This window comes from Pseudomonas sp. ASL7 (assembly GCF_056680375.1).
This window is the reverse complement of the sequence record NZ_CM155279.1, coordinates 4,142,667-4,166,067: the sequence shown is the minus strand read 5'-3', so window position 1 is coordinate 4,166,067 and position 23,401 is coordinate 4,142,667. Positions and strand designations below refer to the sequence as shown.

The window sequence follows — 23,401 nt, the reverse complement described above, 5'->3', positions numbered from 1 at the left end:
GGCATGGCTATCATGCGGACCTCATTGTGAGGCGAGACTTGAATGCTGACGTTGTTAAAGCTTCTTAAAGATGGCCGATTCCATTCGGGCCCGGCCCTGGGCGTTGCCTTGGGTGTCAGTCGTAGCGCCGTATGGAAGCAGCTTCAGCATTTGGAGGCTGAACTGGGCTTGTCCATTCATAAGGTGCGGGGGCGCGGCTATCAATTGGCTGCGCCGTTGACTCTGCTTGATCCTGTCGAGATAAAAGAGCAGGCGCCCACGTGTGATTGGCCTGTATTTGTTTCCGATTCGCTTGACTCTACGAATGCTGAGGCGTTGCGGGTCATAGAGCGAGGACAGGCTGCGCCATTTCTAGTGCTCGCCGAGCGCCAGACTGCCGGTCGTGGCCGGCGTGGGCGGAAATGGGTTAGTCCGTTCGCAGAAAACATCTATTACAGCCTGGTACTGCGTATTGAGGGTGGAATGCGCCAGCTGGAAGGTTTGAGCCTTGTTGTTGGGCTCGCCGTCATGCAGGCGTTGCGAGAGCTTGGTGTTACGGGCGCCGGATTGAAGTGGCCGAATGATGTTTTGGTCGGGCGGAAAAAGATCGCCGGAATATTGCTTGAGCTGGTGGGGGATCCTGCCGATGTGTGCCATGTCGTGCTGGGCGTTGGAATTAATGTGAACATGCAGATGACCGATGAAGTTGATCAGCAGTGGACGTCTATGCGACTTGAGTCGGGCAGGGTGTTTGACCGCAATCACCTTGTCGCGAAGTTGGGTGCGACGCTCCAGGCTTATTTGAGTCGTCATCAAGTCGATGGATTTTCAGCTATCCAGGCAGAGTGGGAGCAAAATCATCTATGGCAAGGACGAGCTGTTTCGTTGATCGCCGGTGTCAACCAAATAGATGGCGAAGTGCTTGGTATCGATAGCCAAGGCGCCCTGCGCTTGAAGGTGGGTGGTGTGGAAAAAGTCTTTAGTGGTGGTGAGCTCAGTCTGAGGTTGCGTGATGATTCTTGAGCTCGACTGCGGAAACAGCTTCATTAAGTGGCGCGTGCTCGAGGCAGGTGCGCTGCGGGTAGTAGGCGAAGGCGTTGTTGATTCGGATCTCGCGTTGCTGGGGAGTTTGAAAGTCCTCAAGGGGCTGATGCTAAAGTTTTGCCGGTTGGTCAGTGTAAGAACGGCTGAAGAGACAGCAGCATTGATTTCGCTGCTTGAAGAGACTTTCGGTGTATCCGTGATGTGTGCCGCTCCCGCTCGTGAAATGTCCGGGGTTCGTAATGGCTACGAAGAGTTCGAGCGCCTGGGGCTTGATCGCTGGCTCGCAATGCTCGGAGGTTTTCATCTGGCTTCGGGCGCATGCCTGGTGCTCGATTTTGGTACTGCTGTCACTGCTGACTTCATCTCCAGGGATGGAGAGCATCTCGGAGGGTTCATCTGTCCGGGAATGCCATTGATGCGAAATCAATTGCGTACTCATACCCGTAAAATCCGCTATGGAGATCTTGCGGCGGAGCGCGCTCTGGAAAGTCTCGTCCCGGGTCGTACAACCGTCGAGGCGGTCGAGCGGGGGTGCCTGCTGATGCTGAGGGGGTTTGTCTTGACCCAGTTGGAGTTGGCTCGTAATTACTGGGGGGCAGATTTTGATGTATTTCTCACTGGTGGAGATGCGGACTTGGTCTCCGAGATCGTGCCCGAGGCCAAGTTGGTGCCAGATCTTGTGTTTGTAGGTTTGGCTATGGCGTGTCCGTTGCCCTGAGGTTTTTATGCGTTGGTTGTTTTTGCTGCTGCTTGTTCTCAATACGTTCTATTACATCTGGCACCAACAAGAGGCTCCTCTTCGCGTAAAGGACGTCACGCCATTGAGTTTGTACAAGGGGTCGCAACAGGATATCCGCTTGCTGAGCGAGACGGCTGATGCGGCTCACGACAAGGGAAAAGCTAACCAGGCCGACGATGGTTGCCTCTACTTGGGTGGTTTTGCTCGTCAGGAGGCCTCTCAGGCAGTTGAGCGACGGTTGACTGGTATGGATATCAAGTTCCAGTCTTTGCCAAAGGATCCTTCGGATTCTACTGGTTACTGGGTGCGTGTGGCTCCCGAAAGCCGGCGCTGGCTGGACGATTCGCAGCTAAAAAACCTTTCTAAAGAATTCAATGAGTTAAAACATAAAATAATGCCATGCGAGGGGGTTGCACCCGCCGAATAGTTTGCATAGAATGGCGCCCGCTTCGCAGTGAAGACCTTTACCGGCCAGCAGTGCGAAACAGCGTCAACGCAGCTAAGCTCAGGTTTTTAATGAGAAAATGCTTGACAGAAGGCTGGCATGATGTAGAATGCCGGCTCGCTTAGGAGGGGTTCCCGAGCGGCCAAAGGGATCAGACTGTAAATCTGACGTCTACGACTTCGAAGGTTCGAATCCTTCCCCCTCCACCATTTTTAGCGAGAGCTGCAAGCTCGCGGGTATAGTTTAGTGGTAGAACCTCAGCCTTCCAAGCTGATGATGCGGGTTCGATTCCCGCTACCCGCTCCATGTTTGCAGATCCTGCATAGCGTTACGCTCTTGTAGCTCAGTTGGTAGAGCACACCCTTGGTAAGGGTGAGGTCAGCGGTTCAAATCCGCTCAAGAGCTCCATATAACAAGGCAGATATGAAAATATCTGCCTTTGTTTTAATGGCTAGTTTGACCTGCTTAACTCTTCTCCTAGGGGTAGTTTTGATGGCTAAGGAAAAGTTCGAACGTAACAAGCCGCACGTCAACGTAGGTACTATCGGTCATGTTGACCACGGTAAGACCACTCTGACTGCTGCTTTGACCCGCGTCTGCTCCGAAGTTTTCGGCTCGGCAAAGGTTGACTTCGACAAGATCGATAGCGCCCCTGAAGAAAAAGCTCGTGGTATCACCATCAACACTGCTCATGTTGAGTACGATTCGGCCGTGCGTCACTACGCACACGTTGACTGTCCTGGTCACGCCGACTATGTAAAAAACATGATTACCGGTGCTGCGCAGATGGATGGTGCGATTCTGGTTTGCTCGGCCGCTGATGGTCCGATGCCGCAAACCCGTGAGCACATCCTGCTGTCCCGTCAGGTTGGCGTGCCGTACATCGTTGTCTTCCTGAACAAGGCTGACATGGTTGACGACGCTGAGTTGCTGGAGCTGGTTGAGATGGAAGTGCGCGACCTGTTGAGCACTTATGATTTCCCAGGTGATGATACTCCAATCATCATCGGTTCTGCGCTGATGGCGTTGAACGGTCAAGATGACAACGAGATGGGTACCACTGCCGTCAAGAAGTTGGTCGAGACTCTGGATAGCTACATTCCGCAGCCTGAGCGCGCTATTGATAAGCCGTTCCTGATGCCGATCGAGGACGTGTTCTCGATCTCTGGTCGCGGTACTGTTGTGACTGGTCGTGTTGAGCGTGGCATTGTCCGCATTCAGGAAGAAGTTGAGATCGTTGGTCTTCGTGACACTGTCAAAACTACTTGCACTGGTGTTGAGATGTTCCGCAAGCTGCTCGACGAAGGTCGGGCGGGCGAGAACTGCGGCGTTCTGTTGCGTGGTACCAAGCGTGATGATGTCGAGCGTGGCCAGGTTCTGGTCAAGCCGGGCACCGTCAAGCCGCATACCAAGTTCACCGCTGAGGTTTATGTTTTGAGCAAGGAAGAGGGTGGTCGTCATACGCCATTCTTCAAGGGCTACCGTCCGCAGTTCTACTTCCGTACAACGGATGTGACTGGTAACTGCGAGCTGCCAGAAGGTGTTGAGATGGTGATGCCGGGTGATAACGTTCAGATGACCGTTACCCTGATCAAAACCATTGCGATGGAAGATGGTCTGCGTTTCGCAATCCGTGAGGGCGGTCGTACCGTCGGCGCTGGTGTCGTAGCGAAGGTTATCGAGTAAATTGTTGTAATGTCTTTTTCGGGCCGGCATAATGGTCGGCCTGATTTTGTTTTAGGTCAGTAGCTCAATTGGCAGAGCGACGGTCTCCAAAACCGTAGGTTGGGGGTTCGATTCCCTCCTGACCTGCCAGATTCACTTGGTGTGTCTGGCTTTCTTTTCACAGGATCTTCATAGATGACTCCTAAAGCTGAAGCTCAAGGCTCTCGCTTCGATCTGCTCAAGTGGCTAGTAGTAGTTGCTTTGGTGGTTGTTGGCGTTGTTGGCAATCAGTATTACCATGCTGCGCCGATCCTGTACCGTGTACTAGTTTTGCTTGTCATTGCTGCTGTAGCTGCCTTTGTAGGCCTGCAGACAGTCAAGGGCAAGTCTTTCTTTGTGCTGGTGAAGGAAGCTCGTACCGAGATTCGTAAAGTCGTATGGCCAACTCGCCAAGAAACCACGCAGACCACGTTGATTGTTGTGGCTGTTGTTCTGGTTATGGCGTTGCTGTTGTGGGGGCTTGATTCCCTGCTCGGCTGGCTTGTTTCCTTGATTGTCGGCTAAGGGTGTCCCGTGGCTAAGCGTTGGTACGTTGTGCATGCTTACTCCGGTTACGAGAAGCATGTCATGCGCTCGTTGGTAGAGCGCGTAAAGCTGGCTGGCATGGAAGATGGCTTTGGCGAAATTCTGGTTCCCACTGAAGAAGTGGTTGAAATGCGTAATGGCCAGAAACGCAAAAGCGAGCGTAAATTCTTCCCAGGTTATGTGCTGGTTCAGATGGACATGAATGAGGGTACTTGGCACTTGGTCAAGGATACTCCTCGGGTGATGGGTTTTATTGGCGGTACCGCTGATAAGCCTGCGCCAATCACAGATAAAGAGGCAGAAGCGATTCTGCGTCGTGTTGCTGATGGTAGTGACAAGCCGAAGCCGAAGACGTTGTTCGAGCCAGGCGAGTCGGTACGTGTCAACGACGGACCGTTTGCCGACTTTACCGGTACGGTCGAAGAAGTTAACTACGAAAAGAGCCGGATCCAAGTGGCAGTGCTTATTTTCGGTCGCTCTACGCCGGTAGAGCTAGAGTTCAGCCAGGTCGAAAAGGTCTAGCTGATCAAGCATCCCAACCCCGCAGCCCTAGGCTGTGGGGTTTTGTCGTCACTGGGATAAACGCGCAAGTAACCGGGGAGCCTTTCGAGGCGTTCGAACCCGTAATTGGAGTGCCTCATGGCCAAGAAGATTACCGCTTACATCAAGCTGCAAGTGAAGGCCGCTCAGGCTAACCCAAGCCCACCTGTTGGTCCTGCTTTGGGTCAGCACGGCGTAAACATCATGGAATTCTGCAAGGCCTTCAACGCCCGTACTCAGGGTATTGAACCAGGTCTGCCGACTCCAGTGATCATCACTGTTTACAGCGACCGTAGCTTCACTTTCGAAACCAAATCCACCCCTGCTTCGGTTCTGCTGAAGAAGGCGGCTGGTCTGACTAGCGGTTCTGCTCGTCCGAACACCGTTAAGGTTGGCACCGTGACTCGTGCTCAGCTGGAAGAAATCGCGAAAACCAAAAACGCGGATCTGACTGCAGCTGATATGGAAGCAGCCGTGCGTACTATCGCCGGTTCTGCTCGTAGCATGGGCCTTAACGTGGAGGGTGTGTAATGGCTAAGTTGACCAAGCGTCAAAAGGCTATCGCCGGCAAAATCGAAGCAGGCAAGTCCTACAACTTTGTAGACGCTGCTGCTCTGCTGGCTGAGCTGTCGACTGTCAAGTTCAGCGAGTCGTTCGACGTTGCTGTAAACCTGGGTGTTGACCCGCGTAAATCCGACCAGGTCGTACGTAGCGCTACCGTGCTGCCACACGGCACTGGCAAGACTGTTCGCGTTGCTGTGTTCACCCAGGGTCCAGCTGCTGAGGCCGCTCTGGCTGCCGGCGCTGACCGTGTAGGTATGGACGACCTGGCTGCCGAAATGAAAGGCGGCGACCTGAACTATGACGTAGTTATCGCATCTCCGGATGCAATGCGCGTTGTAGGCCAGTTGGGTCAGATCCTCGGTCCACGTGGCCTGATGCCTAACCCTAAAGTCGGCACCGTAACTCCAGACGTAGCTACCGCGGTTAAAAACGCCAAGGCTGGTCAGGTTCGTTATCGCACCGACAAAAACGGCATCATCCACACTTCCGTTGGCAAGATCGGCTTCGACGCCGTCAAGCTGAAGGAAAACGTTGAAGCCCTGATCGCTGATCTGAAGCGTATCAAGCCAGCTTCCTCGAAAGGCATCTACGTTAAGCGCGTTACCCTGAGCACCACTATGGGCCCAGGTCTGGTCATCGACCAAAGCTCGCTCGACGCGTAAGACAAAGGTTGGCGCAAGCGATTGCGCCAATTGAAAGATTGGGGTCCCTGCCTGGCGGGGGCTATCCAAGACCGTAGGCGGCGCAAGTCTTAAACCTCAAGCCTACGCAGATGGTGCTCCCGGTTCCTTACCGAATCAGACACCAAAACGACATCCGGCTCCGGCCAGATGAAACGGTAACAAGCAGGAGTTAAACCCGTGGCAATTAAACTCGAAGACAAGAAGGCCATCGTCGCTGAAGTCAACGAGGCTGCCAAAGTCGCTCTGTCCGCTGTCGTGGTTGATGCCCGTGGCGTAACAGTAGGCGCAATGACCGGACTCCGTAAAGAGGCTCGTGAAGCTGGCGTTTACGTACGTGTTGTACGTAACACCCTGCTCAAGCGCGCTGTTGCTGACACTGAATACAGTGTTCTCAACGACGTGTTCACCGGCCCGACCCTGATTGCATTCTCGAACGAACATCCGGGCGCTGCTGCCCGTATCTTCAAAGAGTTTGCCAAGGGTCAGGACAAGTTCGAGATCAAGGCAGCTGCGTTCGAGGGCAAGTTCCTCGCAGCTAATCAGATCGACGTACTGGCAACTCTGCCGACCCGTGACGAAGCAATTTCCCAGCTGATGAGCGTGATTCAAGGCGCTACCAGCAAATTGGCTCGTACTCTGGCGGCAATTCGCGACCAGAAAGAAGCTGCTGCAGCCTAAGGCTCGTCAACTTCTCGCGTTTTTTGTTTATTTCGATGGTCGCGTAGGCCGTCCCCCAATTCAGGAATTGAGTCATGTCTCTGACTAACGAACAAATCATCGAAGCAATCGGCCAGAAATCCGTAGTGGAAATCGTTGAGCTGATCAAATCGATGGAAGAAACCTTCGGTGTTACCGCTGCTGCTGCATCGGCTGGTCCAGCTGCTGCTGCCGCTGTTGTTGAAGAACAAACTGAATTCAACGTCATGCTGACCGAAGCTGGCGAGAAGAAAGTTAACGTGATCAAGGCAGTACGTGAACTGACCGGTCTGGGCCTGAAAGAAGCCAAGGCAGTAGTTGACGGCGCTCCTGGCATCGTTCTGGAAGCTGTTTCGAAAGACGCAGCTGACAAAGCAAAAGCCACTCTGGAAGAAGCAGGCGCTAAAGTCGAGCTGAAGTAAGCATCGACTTTGCGTCTCCAGCCCGAGCGTTAAGCGAAAGGCTGATGGCTGGTGGCTCTTGCCACCGGCCTTTTTCCGTTATTGGCAGCCGACTGGGTCGGTGTCGATAACGAGCTGTAACCACCCGATGCGGTGGCGCAAACCATGGGGTTTGCACGATTTTCTGGCTGCTCCCGTCGGGAGGGGCCAAACAAGCAGGTGACCAAGCTGGGGAACGCTGATGGCTTACTCATATACTGAGAAAAAACGTATCCGCAAGGACTTTAGCAAGTTGCCGGACGTCATGGATGTGCCGTACCTCCTGGCCATCCAGCTGGATTCGTATCGTGAATTCTTGCAAGCGGGAGCGACTAAAGATCAGTTCCGCGACGTGGGCCTGCATGCGGCCTTCAAATCCGTTTTCCCGATCATCAGCTACTCCGGCAATGCTGCGCTGGAGTACGTCGGTTATCGCCTGGGCGAGCCGGCATTTGATGTCAAAGAATGCGTATTGCGCGGTGTAACTTACGCCGTACCGTTGCGGGTAAAAGTGCGCCTGATCATTTTCGACAAAGAATCGTCGAACAAAGCGATCAAGGACATCAAAGAGCAAGAAGTCTACATGGGTGAAATCCCCCTGATGACTGAGAACGGTACCTTCGTAATCAACGGTACCGAGCGTGTAATCGTTTCCCAGCTGCACCGTTCCCCGGGCGTGTTCTTCGACCACGACCGTGGCAAGACGCACAGCTCCGGCAAACTGCTTTACTCCGCGCGCATCATTCCTTACCGCGGTTCGTGGCTGGACTTCGAGTTCGACCCGAAAGACTGCGTATTCGTGCGTATCGACCGTCGTCGCAAGCTGCCTGCATCGGTACTGCTGCGCGCGCTGGGCTATACCACTGAAGAAGTGCTCGACGCGTTCTATACCACCAACGTCTTCCACGTGCAGGGTGAAAACCTCAGCCTGGAACTGGTGCCTCAGCGCCTGCGTGGTGAAATTGCTGTCCTGGATATCCTGGATGACAAAGGCAAGGTTATTGTCGAGCAAGGTCGTCGTATTACGGCTCGCCACATCAACCAGCTGGAAAAAGCAGGGATCAAAGAGCTGCAAGTGCCTCTGGACTATGTCCTGGGTCGCACTACCGCCAAGGTCATCGTGCATCCGGCAACCGGCGAAATCCTGGCAGAGTGCAACACCGAGCTGAACACCGAGATCCTGGCAAAAATCGCCAAGGCCCAGGTTGTTCGCATCGAAACTCTGTACACCAACGATATCGACTGCGGTCCGTTCGTCTCTGACACGCTGAAGATCGACTCCACCAGCAACCAATTGGAAGCGCTGGTCGAGATCTATCGCATGATGCGTCCAGGCGAGCCGCCAACCAAAGACGCTGCCGAAACCCTGTTCAACAACCTGTTCTTCAGCCCTGAGCGCTATGACCTGTCTGCGGTCGGCCGGATGAAGTTCAACCGTCGTATCGGTCGCACCGAGATCGAAGGTTCGGGCGTGTTGTGCAAAGAAGACATCGTCGCGGTACTGAAGACCCTGGTCGACATCCGTAACGGTAAAGGCATCGTCGATGACATCGACCACCTGGGTAACCGTCGTGTTCGCTGCGTAGGCGAAATGGCCGAGAACCAGTTCCGCGTTGGCCTGGTACGTGTTGAGCGTGCGGTCAAAGAGCGTCTGTCGATGGCTGAAAGCGAAGGCCTGATGCCGCAAGACCTGATCAACGCCAAGCCAGTGGCTGCGGCGGTGAAAGAGTTCTTCGGCTCCAGCCAGCTTTCCCAGTTCATGGACCAGAACAACCCGCTGTCCGAGATCACCCACAAGCGTCGTGTGTCTGCACTCGGCCCTGGCGGTTTGACTCGTGAGCGCGCCGGCTTTGAAGTTCGTGACGTACACCCGACTCACTACGGTCGTGTATGTCCGATTGAAACGCCGGAAGGTCCGAACATCGGTCTGATCAACTCCCTGGCCGCTTATGCGCGCACCAACCAGTACGGCTTCCTCGAGAGCCCGTACCGTGTGGTGAAAGACGCTCTGGTCACCGACGAGATCGTATTCCTGTCCGCCATCGAAGAAGCTGATCACGTGATCGCTCAGGCTTCGGCCACGATGAACGACAAGAAAGTCCTGATCGACGAGCTGGTAGCTGTTCGTCACTTGAACGAGTTCACCGTCAAGGCGCCGGAAGACGTCACCTTGATGGACGTATCGCCGAAGCAGGTTGTTTCGGTTGCAGCGTCGCTGATCCCGTTCCTCGAGCACGACGACGCCAACCGTGCGTTGATGGGTTCGAACATGCAGCGTCAAGCTGTACCAACCCTGCGCGCTGACAAGCCGCTGGTCGGTACCGGCATGGAGCGTAACGTAGCCCGTGACTCCGGCGTTTGCGTCGTGGCTCGTCGTGGTGGTGTTATCGATTCCGTCGACGCCAGCCGTATCGTGGTTCGTGTTGCTGATGACGAAGTTGAAACCGGCGAAGCTGGTGTCGACATCTACAACCTGACCAAGTACACCCGCTCCAACCAGAACACCTGCATCAACCAGCGTCCGCTGGTACGTAAAGGTGATCGGGTTCAGCGTAGTGACATCATGGCCGACGGTCCGTCCACCGATATGGGTGAGCTGGCTCTGGGTCAGAACATGCGCATCGCGTTCATGGCATGGAACGGCTTCAACTTCGAAGACTCCATCTGCCTGTCCGAGCGTGTGGTTCAGGAAGACCGCTTCACCACGATCCACATTCAGGAACTGACCTGTGTGGCGCGTGACACCAAGCTTGGGCCAGAGGAAATCACTGCAGACATCCCGAACGTGGGTGAAGCTGCACTGAACAAGCTGGACGAAGCCGGTATCGTTTACGTAGGTGCTGAAGTTGGCGCAGGCGACATTCTGGTAGGTAAGGTCACTCCGAAAGGCGAGACCCAACTGACGCCGGAAGAAAAACTGCTGCGTGCCATCTTCGGTGAGAAAGCCAGCGACGTTAAAGACACCTCCCTGCGCGTGCCTACCGGCACCAAGGGTACGGTCATCGACGTACAGGTCTTCACCCGCGACGGCGTTGAGCGTGATGCTCGTGCACTGTCGATCGAGAAGACTCAACTCGACGAGATCCGCAAGGATCTGAACGAAGAGTTCCGTATCGTTGAAGGCGCCACTTTCGAACGTCTGCGTTCCGCTCTGGTTGGCCACAAAGCCGAAGGCGGCGCCGGTCTGAAGAAAGGTCAGGACATCACCGACGAAGTTCTCGACGGTCTTGAGCATGGTCAGTGGTTCAAGCTGCGCATGGCTGAAGATGCTTTGAACGAGCAACTCGAGAAGGCTCAGGCCTACATCGTTGATCGCCGCCGTCTGCTGGACGACAAGTTCGAAGACAAGAAGCGCAAACTGCAGCAGGGCGATGACCTGGCTCCAGGCGTGCTGAAAATCGTCAAGGTTTACCTGGCAATCCGTCGCCGCATCCAGCCGGGCGACAAGATGGCCGGTCGTCACGGTAACAAAGGTGTGGTCTCTGTGATCATGCCGGTTGAAGACATGCCGCACGATGCCAATGGCACCCCGGTCGACGTCGTCCTCAACCCGTTGGGCGTACCTTCGCGTATGAACGTTGGTCAGATCCTTGAAACTCACCTCGGCCTCGCGGCTAAAGGTCTGGGCGAGAAGATCAACCGGATGATCGAAGAGCAGCGCAAAGTCGCTGAACTTCGTAAATTCCTCGACGAGATCTACAACCAGATCGGCGGTCGTAACGAAGATCTGGATAGCTTCTCCGACCAGGAAATCCTGGATCTGGCGAAGAACCTGCGTGGCGGCGTTCCAATGGCCACTCCAGTGTTCGACGGTGCCAAGGAAAGCGAAATCAAGGCCATGCTGAAACTGGCAGACCTGCCAGAAAGCGGCCAGATGCAGCTGACCGACGGCCGTACCGGCAACAAGTTCGAGCGCCCGGTTACTGTTGGCTACATGTACATGCTGAAGCTGAACCACTTGGTAGACGACAAGATGCACGCTCGTTCTACCGGTTCGTACAGCCTGGTTACCCAGCAGCCGCTGGGTGGTAAGGCGCAGTTCGGTGGTCAGCGTTTCGGGGAGATGGAGGTCTGGGCACTGGAAGCATACGGTGCTGCTTACACTCTGCAAGAAATGCTCACAGTGAAGTCGGACGATGTGAACGGCCGGACCAAGATGTACAAAAACATCGTGGACGGCGATCACCGTATGGAGCCGGGCATGCCCGAGTCCTTCAACGTGTTGATCAAGGAAATTCGTTCCCTCGGCATCGATATCGATCTGGAAACCGAATAACACGTGACGCGAATCGAGAGCGGGGCAGGATTGCCCGCTCTCTGCTCCGCCAGGAGGAAAGGCCTTGAAAGACCTACTGAATTTGCTGAAAAACCAGGGTCAAGTCGAAGAGTTCGACGCCATCCGTATTGGATTGGCATCGCCTGAGATGATCCGTTCGTGGTCGTTCGGTGAAGTTAAAAAGCCGGAAACCATCAACTACCGTACGTTCAAACCTGAGCGTGACGGCCTGTTCTGCGCCAAGATCTTTGGCCCGGTAAAGGATTACGAGTGCCTGTGCGGTAAGTACAAGCGCTTGAAGCACCGTGGTGTGATCTGCGAGAAGTGCGGCGTTGAAGTCGCACTGGCTAAAGTTCGTCGTGAGCGCATGGCGCACATCGAACTGGCTTCGCCGGTTGCCCACATCTGGTTCCTGAAATCACTGCCGTCGCGTATCGGCTTGCTGATGGACATGACCCTGCGTGATATCGAGCGCGTTCTCTACTTCGAGAGCTATGTCGTTATCGATCCAGGCATGACCACCCTTGAAAAAGGTCAGCTGCTGAACGACGAGCAGTACTTCGAAGCGCTGGAAGAGTTCGGCGACGATTTCGATGCCCGTATGGGTGCCGAAGCTGTCCGTGAGCTGCTGCACGCTATCGACTTGGAACACGAGATTGGCCGTCTGCGTGAAGAGATTCCGCAAACCAACTCCGAAACCAAAATCAAGAAGCTGTCCAAGCGTCTGAAGTTGATGGAAGCCTTCCAGGGTTCCGGCAACCTTCCAGAATGGATGGTGCTGACCGTTCTGCCGGTTCTGCCGCCAGATCTGCGTCCACTGGTCCCGCTGGATGGCGGTCGCTTCGCGACTTCCGACCTCAACGATCTGTATCGTCGAGTGATCAACCGTAACAACCGCTTGAAGCGTCTGCTCGATCTGTCCGCTCCGGACATCATCGTGCGCAACGAAAAGCGTATGTTGCAGGAAGCCGTCGACGCACTGCTCGACAACGGTCGTCGTGGCCGCGCTATCACTGGTTCGAACAAGCGTCCTCTGAAATCCCTGGCTGACATGATCAAGGGTAAACAAGGTCGTTTCCGTCAGAACTTGCTCGGTAAGCGTGTTGACTACTCCGGTCGTTCGGTAATTACCGTAGGTCCGACCCTGCGTCTGCACCAGTGCGGTCTGCCGAAGAAAATGGCTCTCGAGCTGTTCAAGCCGTTCATTTTCGGCAAGCTGGAAATGCGTGGTCTCGCTACCACCATTAAAGCTGCCAAAAAGATGGTTGAGCGCGAGCTGCCAGAGGTTTGGGACGTTCTCGCTGAAGTAATCCGCGAACACCCGGTTCTCCTCAACCGTGCACCGACCCTTCACCGTCTGGGTATCCAGGCGTTTGAGCCGGTACTGATCGAAGGTAAAGCTATCCAGCTGCACCCTCTGGTCTGTGCTGCGTACAACGCCGACTTCGACGGCGACCAAATGGCCGTGCACGTACCGCTGACACTGGAAGCCCAGTTGGAAGCGCGTGCGTTGATGATGTCGACCAACAACATTCTGTCGCCAGCCAACGGTGAGCCAATCATCGTTCCGTCGCAGGACGTTGTATTGGGTCTGTACTACATGACTCGTGAAGCGATCAACGCCAAGGGCGAAGGTCGTGTGTTCGCAGATCTGCAAGAAGTTGACCGTGTGTTCCGTGCCGGCGAAGCCGCACTGCACGCCAAGGTTAAGGTGCGGATCAACGAAACCGTTAACGATCGTGATGGCGGCAGCGTCAAGAACACCCGTATCGTCGACACCACTGTCGGCCGTGCGCTGTTGTTCCAGGTTGTTCCACCAGGCCTGTCGTACGACGTCGTCAACCAGCCGATGAAGAAAAAGGCGATCTCCAAGCTGATCAACCAGTGCTACCGCGTGGTTGGTTTGAAAGAGACCGTGATCTTCGCTGACCAGTTGATGTACACCGGTTTTGCCTATTCGACCATTTCCGGCGTTTCCATCGGTGTTAACGACTTCGTTATCCCGGATGAAAAAGCCCGCATCATCAATGCTGCTACTGATGAAGTGAAAGAGATCGAGAGTCAGTACGCCTCCGGCCTGGTAACCCAGGGCGAGAAGTACAACAAAGTGATCGACCTTTGGTCCAAGGCGAACGACGAAGTTTCCAAGGCGATGATGGCCAACCTCTCGAAAGAGAAAGTCATCGACCGCCATGGCGTCGAAGTCGACCAGGAATCCTTCAACTCGATGTACATGATGGCCGACTCGGGCGCACGGGGTTCTGCTGCGCAGATCCGTCAGCTCGCCGGTATGCGTGGCCTGATGGCCAAGCCGGACGGTTCCATCATCGAGACGCCGATTACCGCGAACTTCCGTGAAGGTTTGAGCGTACTTCAGTACTTCATCTCGACTCACGGTGCTCGTAAAGGTTTGGCGGATACCGCGTTGAAAACAGCGAACTCCGGTTACCTGACTCGTCGTCTGGTAGACGTGGCGCAGGATCTGGTTGTGACCGAGATCGATTGCGGCACCGAGCATGGCCTGGTAATGACTCCGCACATTGAAGGCGGTGACGTTGTTGAGCCGTTGGGTGAGCGCGTATTGGGTCGTGTTATTGCCCGTGACGTGTTCAAGCCAGGTACCGAAGAAATCATCGTTCCTGCCGGCACGCTGGTAGACGAGAAGTGGGTTGAATTCATCGAGCTGAACAGCATCGACGAAGTGATCGTGCGTTCGCCGATCAGCTGCGAAACCCGCTATGGCATTTGCGCCAAGTGCTACGGCCGTGACTTGGCTCGTGGTCACCAGGTGAATATCGGTGAAGCGGTCGGCGTTATCGCTGCCCAGTCCATCGGTGAGCCGGGTACCCAGCTGACCATGCGTACGTTCCACATTGGTGGTGCGGCAAGCCGGACCTCCGCAGCCGACAGCGTTCAGGTGAAAAATGGCGGTACCGTCCGTCTGCATAACCTGAAGCACGTTGAGCGAGTAGATGGTTGCCTGGTTGCTGTGTCCCGTTCCGGTGAGCTGGCAATTGCTGACGACTTCGGTCGTGAGCGCGAGCGTTACAAGCTGCCGTACGGCGCCGTGATTTCGGTTAAAGAAGGTGACAAGGTCGACGCTGGCGCAATCGTGGCCAAGTGGGATCCGCACACTCACCCAATCGTTACCGAAATGAAAGGTACCGTGACCTACGTGGGCATGGAAGAAGGCATCACGATCAAGCGTCAGACTGACGAATTGACCGGTATGACCAACATTGAAGTACTCGACGCCAAAGACCGTCCAGCTGCCGGTAAAGATATCCGTCCTGCTGTGAAGATGGTTGATGACAACGGCAAGGATCTCTTGCTGCCGGGTACCGACGTAATTGCTCAGTACTTCCTGCCTGCCAACGCCCTTGTCGGTGTTGCGGACGGTGCGAAAATCGCGATCGGTGATGTTATCGCTCGTATTCCGCAAGAGACTTCGAAGACCCGTGACATCACCGGTGGTCTGCCGCGTGTTGCTGACCTGTTCGAAGCCCGTCGTCCGAAAGAAGCCTCGATTCTGGCTGAAGTCAGCGGCACCATCGCGTTCGGTAAAGAGACCAAAGGCAAGCGCCGTCTGGTTATCACCCCGAACGACGGTAGCGATCCGTACGAAGAGCTGATTCCGAAGTGGCGTCACCTGAACGTCTTCGAAGGCGAACAGGTAAACCGCGGCGAAGTTATCTCCGACGGCCCGAGCGATCCACACGACATCCTGCGTCTGCTGGGTGTAAGTGCGCTGGCCAAGTACATCGTGAACGAGATCCAGGACGTTTACCGTCTGCAAGGCGTGAAGATCAACGACAAGCACATCGAGACCATCCTGCGTCAGATGCTGCGTAAGGTTGAAATCGCTGAGTCTGGCGATTCGACTTTCATCAAGGGCGACCAGATGGAGTTGACTCACGTTCTGGTAGAGAACGAGCGTCTGGCTGGCGACGAGAAATTCGTTTCCAAGTTCACTCGCGTGCTGTTGGGTATCACCAAGGCCTCGTTGTCCACCGAATCGTTCATCTCGGCGGCTTCCTTCCAGGAAACCACACGTGTACTGACCGAAGCGGCGGTAACCGGCAAACGCGATTACCTGCGCGGCCTGAAAGAAAACGTAGTCGTGGGTCGTTTGATCCCGGCCGGTACCGGTCTGGCATATCACAGCGAGCGCAAGCGTCGCCGTGAAGCTGACAAACCGTTGCGCGTAAGCGCCAGTGAAGTGGAAGCTGCACTGACCGAAGCACTGAACTCGAGCGGTAACTGAGTTCTGCGGTAAATAAGCGTGGGGCCCCGGCAGTCCCGTTCATCGAATCAAGACAAATTGTCGAGGTTGGATGAGCGGGGAGGTCGGGGCCTTGCCTTGACTGGGGACAAGATCCTCTTTAGACTCTTGTACCCCTAAATTTGGCGGGAATTCGTTCCTGCCATTTTGCTTTTCTTGCAAGACAATAGCGTCGCAAGACAACAGTGGAGCTAGTAGATGGCAACTATCAACCAGCTGGTACGTCAGCCGCGTAAGCGTATCGTCGAGAAATCCGACGTGCCTGCGCTGCAGAACTGCCCGCAACGTCGTGGCGTATGCACCCGTGTGTATACCACCACGCCGAAAAAACCTAACTCGGCACTGCGTAAAGTATGCCGTGTGCGTCTGACCAACGGTTTCGAGGTTTCCTCGTACATCGGCGGTGAAGGCCACAACCTGCAAGAGCACAGCGTCGTACTGATCCGTGGCGGTCGTGTAAAAGACTTGCCAGGTGTTCGTTACCACACCGTTCGCGGCTCTTTGGATACTTCCGGCGTTAAAGGTCGTAACCAAGGTCGTTCGAAGTACGGTACCAAAAAGCCTAAGTAGTAGTGGCTTTTTGTAAAAACTGATTTTCTATTTTTCTGAGTCGATAAGAGTAAGGTCGGAGGCGTCCCGTAAGGGCACCGATTCCGAGCGAACCTGAAGACCGTTTGAGGGCTTATCCATGCCAAGAAGACGCGTAGCAGCCAAGCGCGAAGTGCTTGACGATCCAAAATACGGAAGCCAAATCCTGGCCAAGTTCATGAACCACGTTATGGAAAGCGGCAAGAAAGCCGTTGCCGAGCGTATCGTTTATGGCGCGCTGGAAAAGGTTAAAGAACGCAAGAACAGCGATCCCCTGGAAATCTTCGAGAAAGCTCTCGACGCCATCGCTCCGCTGGTCGAAGTGAAGTCGCGCCGTGTAGGCGGTGCTACTTACCAGGTTCCGGTCGAAGTTCGCCCGTCCCGTCGTAACGCCCTGGCAATGCGCTGGTTGGTAGACTTCGCCCGCAAGCGCGGCGAGAAGTCTATGGCTCTGCGTTTGGCTGGCGAACTGTTGGACGCCGCTGAAGGTAAAGGTGCTGCAGTTAAGAAGCGTGAAGACGTGCACCGTATGGCTGAAGCCAACAAGGCTTTCTCGCACTACCGCTTCTAATTTTAGCGTCACTAATTTTGCGAGGGCTTTATGGCTCGTACAACACCGATTAACCGCTACCGTAACATCGGTATCGTTGCTCACGTGGATGCTGGTAAAACCACCACCACCGAGCGCGTCCTTTTTTACACCGGCAAAAGTCACAAAATGGGCGAGGTGCATGACGGCGCCGCGACCACAGACTGGATGGTGCAGGAGCAGGAGCGTGGTATTACCATTACTTCTGCTGCCATTACCGCCTTCTGGCAGGGTTCCGAGAAGCAGCACAAAGATCAATACCGCTTCAACGTCATCGACACCCCGGGCCACGTTGACTTCACTATTGAAGTTGAGCGTTCCCTGCGTGTTCTCGACGGTGCGGTCGTTGTGTTCTGCGGTACCTCGGGTGTTGAGCCTCAGTCGGAAACCGTATGGCGCCAAGCCAACAAGTACGGCGTTCCTCGTCTTGTTTACGTAAACAAGATGGACCGTGCTGGTGCGAACTTCCTGCGCGTGATCGGTCAGATCAAGCAGCGTCTGGGTCACACTCCGGTGCCAATCCAGTTGGCTATCGGCTCCGAAGACAACTTCCAGGGTCAGATCGATCTGATCGCCATGGAAGCTGTTTACTGGAATGACGCTGACAAAGGCATGGTTCCACGTCGCGAGCCTATCCCTGCTGAACTGCAGGAATTGGCTAACGAGTGGCGCGGCAATATGGTTGAGGCTGCGGCCGAAGCCAGCGAAGAACTGATGAACAAGTACCTCGAAGGTGAAGAACTCACCAACGCGGAAATCAAGGCCGCTCTGCGTCAGCGTACTATCGCTGGTGAGATCGTTCTGGCTGTTTGCGGTTCTTCCTTCAAGAACAAGGGTGTTCCCCTGGTTCTCGACGCCGTTATCGACTACCTGCCGGCTCCTACCGACATTCCTGCCATCAAGGGTACTGACCCGGATGACGAGACCAAGGAAATGGAGCGTCACGCAGACGACAGCGAGCCGTTCTCGGCTCTGGCGTTCAAGATCGCTACCGACCCATTCGTGGGTACCTTGACCTTTGTTCGAGTTTACTCGGGCGTGTTGGCCTCCGGCGACGGCGTGATCAACTCGGTTAAAGGCAAGAAAGAGCGCGTGGGTCGTATGGTGCAAATGCACGCAAACGCCCGTGAAGAAATCAAGGAAGTACGCGCTGGCGACATCGCGGCCTTGATCGGCATGAAGGACGTCACCACTGGTGAAACTTTGTGCAACGCTGACAAGCCAATCATCCTGGTTCGCATGGACTTCCCGGAGCCGGTTATTTCGGTTGCCGTAGAGCCTAAGACCAAGGACGACCAGGAAAAAATGGGTATCGCTCTGGGCAAACTTGCTCAAGAAGACCCGTCTTTCCGCGTCAAGACTGATGAAGAGACTGGTCAAACGATCATCTCCGGCATGGGCGAGTTGCACCTGGACATCCTGGTTGACCGGATGCGCCGTGAGTTCAACGTCGAAGCCAACATCGGTAAGCCTCAAGTTTCGTACCGTGAGCGCATCACGAAGAGTTGCGAGATTGAAGGCAAGTTCGTTCGTCAGTCCGGCGGTCGTGGCCAGTTCGGTCATTGCTGGATTCGTTTTGCTCCTGCTGACGAAGGTCAGGAAGGTCTGCAATTCCTGAACGAAGTAGTGGGTGGTGTGGTTCCTAAGGAATACATCCCGGCTATCCAGAAGGGTATCGAAGAGCAGATGAAGAACGGCGTTGTGGCCGGCTATCCGCTGATCGGCCTGAAGGCTACCGTGTTTGATGGTTCCTACCACGACGTCGACTCCAACGAGATGGCGTTTAAGGTGGCTGCTTCCATGGCAACCAAGCAACTGGCCCAGAAGGGCGGTGGTGAGTTGCTTGAGCCGATCATGGCGGTAGAGGTTGTTACACCTGAAGACTATATGGGTGACGTGATGGGCGACCTTAACCGTCGTCGCGGCATGATCCTGGGTATGGAAGATACGGTTTCCGGCAAAGTGATTCGCGCCGAGGTTCCGTTGGGTGAAATGTTCGGTTACGCAACCGACGTTCGTTCCATGTCCCAAGGTCGCGCAAGCTACTCTATGGAATTCAAAAAATACAATACAGCTCCGTCGCACATCGTCGAAACTGTTACCAAAAAACAAGGCTGATTCAGCCCCTTTAGGCTAGGAGTTAATTGTCGTGGCTAAAGAAAAATTTGACCGTACCCTCCCGCACGTCAACGTTGGCACCATCGGTCACGTCGACCACGGTAAAACCACGCTGACCGCTGCTCTGACTCGCGTCTGCTCCGAAGTTTTCGGTTCGGCCGTAGTTGCTTTCGACAAAATCGACAGCGCTCCGGAAGAAAAGGCTCGTGGTATCACCATCAACACCGCGCACGTTGAATACAACTCGCTGATCCGTCACTACGCTCACGTTGACTGCCCAGGTCACGCTGACTATGTGAAGAACATGATCACCGGTGCTGCTCAGATGGACGGCGCTATCCTGGTTTGCTCGGCCGCTGATGGTCCGATGCCACAAACCCGTGAGCACATCCTGCTGTCCCGTCAGGTTGGCGTTCCGTACATCGTTGTCTTCCTGAACAAGGCTGACATGGTTGACGACGCTGAGCTGCTGGAACTGGTTGAGATGGAAGTGCGCGATCTGCTGAGCACTTACGACTTCCCAGGTGACGACACTCCGATCATCATCGGTTCGGCTCTGATGGCACTGAACGGCCAAGACGACAACGAAATGGGCACCACTGCCGTTCGTAAACTGGTTGAGACTCTGGACAGCTACATCCCAGATCCAGTTCGTGTTATCGACAAGCCGTTCCTGATGCCAATCGAAGACGTATTCTCGATCTCCGGTCGCGGTACTGTTGTAACTGGTCGTATCGAGCGCGGTATCGTCAAGGTTCAAGATCCACTGGAAATCGTTGGTCTGCGTGACACTACCGTCACCACCTGCACCGGTGTTGAAATGTTCCGTAAGCTGCTCGACGAAGGTCGTGCTGGCGAGAACTGCGGCGTTCTGCTGCGTGGTACCAAGCGTGACGACGTTGAGCGTGGCCAGGTTCTGGTTAAGCCGGGTTCGGTTAAGCCGCACACCAAGTTCGAAGCTGAAGTCTACGTTCTGAGCAAGGAAGAAGGCGGTCGTCACACTCCGTTCTTCAAAGGCTACCGTCCACAGTTCTACTTCCGTACTACTGACGTGACTGGTAACTGCGAGCTGCCAGAAGGCGTTGAAATGGTAATGCCGGGCGACAACATCAAAATGGTTGTCACCCTGATCAAGACCATCGCAATGGAAGACGGTCTGCGTTTCGCTATCCGTGAAGGCGGTCGTACCGTCGGCGCTGGCGTCGTAGCCAAAATCATCGAGTAAGCTCTTTTTGAGTAAGCTTTGATGAGTTGAAAAAGCCTCCGCTTAGCGGGGGCTTTTTTATTGGGTTGACACCTATCTGGGGCGTCTATAGAATTGCGCCTCCTTTTAACGGGCGTATTGCGCTCGGTGGGAATAGCAGCCGGAGTCTGAAATCCAATGCAAAATCAGCAAATCCGTATCAGGTTGAAGGCTTTTGACCATCGCCTGATCGACCAATCCACCCAGGAAATCGTGGAAACCGCGAAACGTACTGGTGCTCAAGTGCGTGGTCCAATTCCACTGCCTACCCGTAAAGAGCGGTTCACCGTTCTGGTCTCCCCGCACGTCAACAAAGACGCGCGTGACCAGTACGAGATCCGTACTCATAAGCGCGTTCTGGACATCGTCCAGCCAACGGATAAAACCGTTGATGCTCTTATGAAGCTTGATCTTGCGGCCGGTGTGGAAGTGCAGATCAGCCTCGGCTAAGACTCGGTCTTAGTCGTGTAACGCTCTGAAATGGGCGGCCATAGCGGGTGAAAGCCCCGTACACTCATGAGGTTTACAACATGACTATTGGTGTAGTCGGTCGTAAATGCGGTATGACCCGTATTTTCACCGAAGAAGGTGTCTCCATTCCGGTCACGGTCATTGAGATCGAGCCGAATCGCGTCACCCAGTTCAAAACTGAAGAGACCGATGGCTATCGTGCAGTGCAAGTCACTGTAGGCGAGCGTCGTGCTTCGCGTGTTACAGCTGCTCAGGCTGGCCACTTCGCTAAAGCGAACGTTGCCGCTGGTCGTACCGTAATGGAATTCCGTCTTGAAGAAGGCGAGTACCAGGCCGGCGATCTGATCAACGCTGAAATCTTCGCCGCTGGTCAACTGGTTGATGTAACCGGTCAGTCCAAGGGTAAAGGCTTCCAGGGTACGATCAAGCGTTGGAACTTCCGCGGGCAAGATAATACCCACGGTAACTCCGTGTCCCACCGCGTTCCAGGCTCTATCGGCCAGTGCCAGACTCCTGGTCGTGTATTCAAGGGCAAAAAAATGTCCGGTCATATGGGCGCTGAGCGCGTGACCGTGCAGTCCCTCGAAGTAGTGCGCGTGGACGCTGAACGCAATCTGTTGTTGGTCAAGGGCGCTGTTCCTGGCGCTACTGGCGGCAACTTGGTTGTACGTCCAGCAGCCAAGGCTCGCGGTTAAGGGGAAGCTGACATGCAATTAAATGTAAATGACGCTCAAGCGATCGAAGTTTCCGAACTGACATTTGGCGGCGAATTCAACGAGACGCTGGTTCACCAGGCAGTCGTGGCCTACATGGCCGGCGGCCGTCAAGGTAGCAAGCAGCAAAAGACCCGTTCCGACGTTCGTGGTGGCGGTAAGCGCCCATGGCGTCAGAAAGGTACTGGCCGTGCTCGTGCCGGTACTATCCGTAGCCCAATCTGGCGCGGCGGCGGTACCACTTTCGCAGCTCGTCCTCAGGATCACACCCAGAAGCTGAACAAGAAGATGTATCGCGCAGCAATGCGTTCCATCCTTGCTGAGCTGGTGCGTACTGATCGTCTGGTTGTGGTTCAGGACTTCGCTGTTGATGCACCGAAGACCAAAGATCTGCTGAACAAACTGACCGGCATGGGCCTGACTGACGTCTTGATCGTGTCTGAAGTGGTTGATCAGAACCTGTACCTGGCTGCTCGTAACCTGCCACACGTTGATGTACGTGACGTGCAAGGTTCCGATCCAGTTAGTCTGATCGCATACGACAAGGTGTTGATCACCGTGTCGGCCGTGAAGAAATTCGAGGAGCTGCTGGGATGAACCAGGAACGCGTATTTAAAGTTCTGCTTGGCCCGCACGTTTCCGAGAAGGCTACGGTTCTGGCTGACAAAAAAGGCCAGTTCGTTTTCAAGGTTGCAACTGACGCAACCAAGCTGGAAATCAAGAAGGCCGTCGAAAGCCTGTTCAGCGTGAAAGTAGAGCGTGTTACTACCCTGAATGTTCTGGGTAAGAGCAAGCGCACTGCTCGCGGTCTGGGCAAGCGTAATGACTGGAAGAAGGCAGTTATCTCCCTTCAGCCAGGCCAAGATCTCGATTTCAGCAGCAGTGCTGAGTAAGGAAGGGGTGCATCATGGCAATCGTTAAATGCAAACCGACTTCCCCTGGCCGCCGTTTTGTGGTCAAGGTGGTCAACCAGGAGCTGCATAAAGGCGCTCCTCACGCACCGCTGCTCGAGAAAAAATCGAAGACTGGTGGTCGTAACAACAATGGTCGCATTACCACTCGTCACATCGGTGGTGGCCATAAGCAGCATTATCGTCTGGTCGATTTCCGTCGCAACGACAAAGATGGCATCTCTGCCACTGTCGAGCGTATTGAATACGATCCAAACCGTACTGCTCACATCGCTCTGCTGCTGTACGCAGATGGCGAGCGTCGCTACATCATCGCCCCTAAAGGCGTGAGTGCTGGCGACCAGCTGATCGCAGGTGCTCTGGCGCCGATCAAGCCGGGCAACGCTCTGCAACTGCGTAACATTCCAGTTGGTAGCACCGTACACGGCATCGAATTGAAGCCAGGTAAAGGCGCGCAAATCGCTCGTTCCGCTGGTGCTTCGGCTCAGCTGATCGCTCGTGAAGGTGTCTACGTGACCCTGCGTCTGCGTTCTGGTGAGATGCGTAAAGTGCTGGCTGAATGCCGCGCGACCCTGGGTGAAGTCTCGAACTCCGAGCACAGCCTGCGTTCGCTGGGTAAAGCTGGTGCCAAACGCTGGCGTGGCGTTCGCCCAACCGTTCGTGGTGTTGCCATGAACCCGGTTGACCACCCACATGGTGGTGGTGAAGGTCGTACCTCTGGTGGTCGTCATCCGGTATCGCCATGGGGCTTCCCGACTAAGGGCGCGAAGACTCGTGGTAATAAGCGTACCGACAAAATGATCGTCCGTCGTCGCAAGTAAATAGAGGGA

General features: G+C 54.9%; 21 protein-coding genes and 4 tRNA genes. All 25 read left to right on the top strand.

The window, feature by feature from the left end:
- Positions 1 to 42: 42 nt before the first annotated feature.
- The 25 genes from birA (at position 43) to rplB (ending at position 23,392) form a co-directional block, all read left to right on the top strand.
- Positions 43 to 1,002 carry a bifunctional biotin--[acetyl-CoA-carboxylase] ligase/biotin operon repressor BirA gene (gene birA / locus AC1MDT_RS19325; protein WP_480418511.1) on the top strand — a complete coding sequence of 320 codons (960 nt, stop codon included), beginning with the start codon at positions 43 to 45 and terminating at the stop codon, positions 1,000 to 1,002.
- A complete protein-coding gene (locus AC1MDT_RS19320) occupies positions 992 to 1,741 on the top strand; it encodes a pantothenate kinase (RefSeq protein ID WP_480418510.1) in 750 nt (249 codons plus the stop codon). The genes birA and AC1MDT_RS19320 overlap by 11 nt, the downstream gene beginning before the upstream one ends.
- A gap of 7 nt (positions 1,742 to 1,748) precedes the next feature.
- Complete coding sequence (locus tag AC1MDT_RS19315) at positions 1,749 to 2,189, top strand: hypothetical protein (protein ID WP_480418509.1); 441 nt, start codon at positions 1,749 to 1,751, stop codon at positions 2,187 to 2,189.
- A 142-nt stretch (positions 2,190 to 2,331) separates the two neighbouring features.
- Positions 2,332 to 2,416: transfer RNA gene (locus AC1MDT_RS19310), tRNA-Tyr, on the top strand.
- A gap of 23 nt (positions 2,417 to 2,439) precedes the next feature.
- A tRNA-Gly gene (locus AC1MDT_RS19305) sits at positions 2,440 to 2,513 on the top strand.
- A 26-nt stretch (positions 2,514 to 2,539) separates the two neighbouring features.
- Positions 2,540 to 2,615: transfer RNA gene (locus AC1MDT_RS19300), tRNA-Thr, on the top strand.
- 84 nt (positions 2,616 to 2,699) lie between these two features.
- Complete coding sequence (tuf, locus tag AC1MDT_RS19295; RefSeq protein WP_007896619.1) at positions 2,700 to 3,893, top strand: elongation factor Tu; 1,194 nt, start codon at positions 2,700 to 2,702, stop codon at positions 3,891 to 3,893.
- A 53-nt stretch (positions 3,894 to 3,946) separates the two neighbouring features.
- A tRNA-Trp gene (locus AC1MDT_RS19290) sits at positions 3,947 to 4,022 on the top strand.
- 45 nt (positions 4,023 to 4,067) lie between these two features.
- A complete protein-coding gene (secE, locus tag AC1MDT_RS19285) occupies positions 4,068 to 4,436 on the top strand; it encodes a preprotein translocase subunit SecE (protein ID WP_480418508.1) in 369 nt (122 codons plus the stop codon).
- Between the two features lie 9 nt (positions 4,437 to 4,445).
- The gene (nusG, locus tag AC1MDT_RS19280) at positions 4,446 to 4,979 is read left to right on the top strand and encodes a transcription termination/antitermination protein NusG (protein WP_007896622.1); all 534 of its coding nucleotides are present in this window, start codon (positions 4,446 to 4,448) and stop codon (positions 4,977 to 4,979) included.
- Positions 4,980 to 5,096: 117 nt separating this feature from the next.
- The gene (rplK, locus tag AC1MDT_RS19275) at positions 5,097 to 5,528 is read left to right on the top strand and encodes a 50S ribosomal protein L11 (RefSeq protein WP_008008888.1); all 432 of its coding nucleotides are present in this window, start codon (positions 5,097 to 5,099) and stop codon (positions 5,526 to 5,528) included.
- Positions 5,528 to 6,223, top strand: a complete 696-nt coding sequence (gene rplA, locus AC1MDT_RS19270) for a 50S ribosomal protein L1 (RefSeq protein WP_008041297.1) — start codon at positions 5,528 to 5,530, stop codon at positions 6,221 to 6,223. The genes rplK and rplA overlap by 1 nt, the downstream gene beginning before the upstream one ends.
- 198 nt (positions 6,224 to 6,421) lie before the next feature.
- Complete coding sequence (rplJ, locus tag AC1MDT_RS19265; RefSeq protein ID WP_038981297.1) at positions 6,422 to 6,922, top strand: 50S ribosomal protein L10; 501 nt, start codon at positions 6,422 to 6,424, stop codon at positions 6,920 to 6,922.
- A gap of 74 nt (positions 6,923 to 6,996) precedes the next feature.
- Positions 6,997 to 7,362 (top strand): 50S ribosomal protein L7/L12, encoded by a 366-nt coding sequence (gene rplL, locus AC1MDT_RS19260; protein WP_038981298.1) that lies wholly within the window; start codon positions 6,997 to 6,999, stop codon positions 7,360 to 7,362.
- Between the two features lie 220 nt (positions 7,363 to 7,582).
- Positions 7,583 to 11,656, top strand: a complete 4,074-nt coding sequence (gene rpoB / locus AC1MDT_RS19255; RefSeq protein ID WP_253432684.1) for a DNA-directed RNA polymerase subunit beta — start codon at positions 7,583 to 7,585, stop codon at positions 11,654 to 11,656.
- A 64-nt stretch (positions 11,657 to 11,720) separates the two neighbouring features.
- A complete protein-coding gene (gene rpoC / locus AC1MDT_RS19250) occupies positions 11,721 to 15,920 on the top strand; it encodes a DNA-directed RNA polymerase subunit beta' (RefSeq protein WP_480418507.1) in 4,200 nt (1,399 codons plus the stop codon).
- Positions 15,921 to 16,136: 216 nt separating this feature from the next.
- Positions 16,137 to 16,508: a 30S ribosomal protein S12 gene (gene rpsL / locus AC1MDT_RS19245; protein ID WP_002555494.1), complete on the top strand. Its 372-nt coding sequence runs from the start codon at positions 16,137 to 16,139 to the stop codon at positions 16,506 to 16,508.
- A 118-nt stretch (positions 16,509 to 16,626) separates the two neighbouring features.
- A complete protein-coding gene (rpsG, locus tag AC1MDT_RS19240) occupies positions 16,627 to 17,097 on the top strand; it encodes a 30S ribosomal protein S7 (protein ID WP_002555493.1) in 471 nt (156 codons plus the stop codon).
- Positions 17,098 to 17,127: 30 nt separating this feature from the next.
- On the top strand, positions 17,128 to 19,233 hold the full coding sequence (gene fusA / locus AC1MDT_RS19235) for an elongation factor G (protein WP_414908692.1): 2,106 nt from the start codon (positions 17,128 to 17,130) through the stop codon (positions 19,231 to 19,233).
- A gap of 31 nt (positions 19,234 to 19,264) precedes the next feature.
- The gene (gene tuf / locus AC1MDT_RS19230; RefSeq protein WP_007896660.1) at positions 19,265 to 20,458 is read left to right on the top strand and encodes an elongation factor Tu; all 1,194 of its coding nucleotides are present in this window, start codon (positions 19,265 to 19,267) and stop codon (positions 20,456 to 20,458) included.
- Between the two features lie 156 nt (positions 20,459 to 20,614).
- On the top strand, positions 20,615 to 20,926 hold the full coding sequence (gene rpsJ / locus AC1MDT_RS19225) for a 30S ribosomal protein S10 (protein WP_003186070.1): 312 nt from the start codon (positions 20,615 to 20,617) through the stop codon (positions 20,924 to 20,926).
- A gap of 80 nt (positions 20,927 to 21,006) precedes the next feature.
- The gene (rplC, locus tag AC1MDT_RS19220) at positions 21,007 to 21,642 is read left to right on the top strand and encodes a 50S ribosomal protein L3 (RefSeq protein WP_003186059.1); all 636 of its coding nucleotides are present in this window, start codon (positions 21,007 to 21,009) and stop codon (positions 21,640 to 21,642) included.
- A gap of 12 nt (positions 21,643 to 21,654) precedes the next feature.
- Entirely contained in the window at positions 21,655 to 22,257 is a 603-nt protein-coding gene (gene rplD / locus AC1MDT_RS19215; protein WP_007896707.1) for a 50S ribosomal protein L4, read from the top strand.
- Positions 22,254 to 22,553 carry a 50S ribosomal protein L23 gene (gene rplW / locus AC1MDT_RS19210; RefSeq protein ID WP_002555488.1) on the top strand — a complete coding sequence of 100 codons (300 nt, stop codon included), beginning with the start codon at positions 22,254 to 22,256 and terminating at the stop codon, positions 22,551 to 22,553. The genes rplD and rplW overlap by 4 nt, the downstream gene beginning before the upstream one ends.
- A gap of 14 nt (positions 22,554 to 22,567) precedes the next feature.
- Positions 22,568 to 23,392: a 50S ribosomal protein L2 gene (rplB, locus tag AC1MDT_RS19205; protein WP_003176423.1), complete on the top strand. Its 825-nt coding sequence runs from the start codon at positions 22,568 to 22,570 to the stop codon at positions 23,390 to 23,392.
- Positions 23,393 to 23,401: the final 9 nt, after the last annotated feature.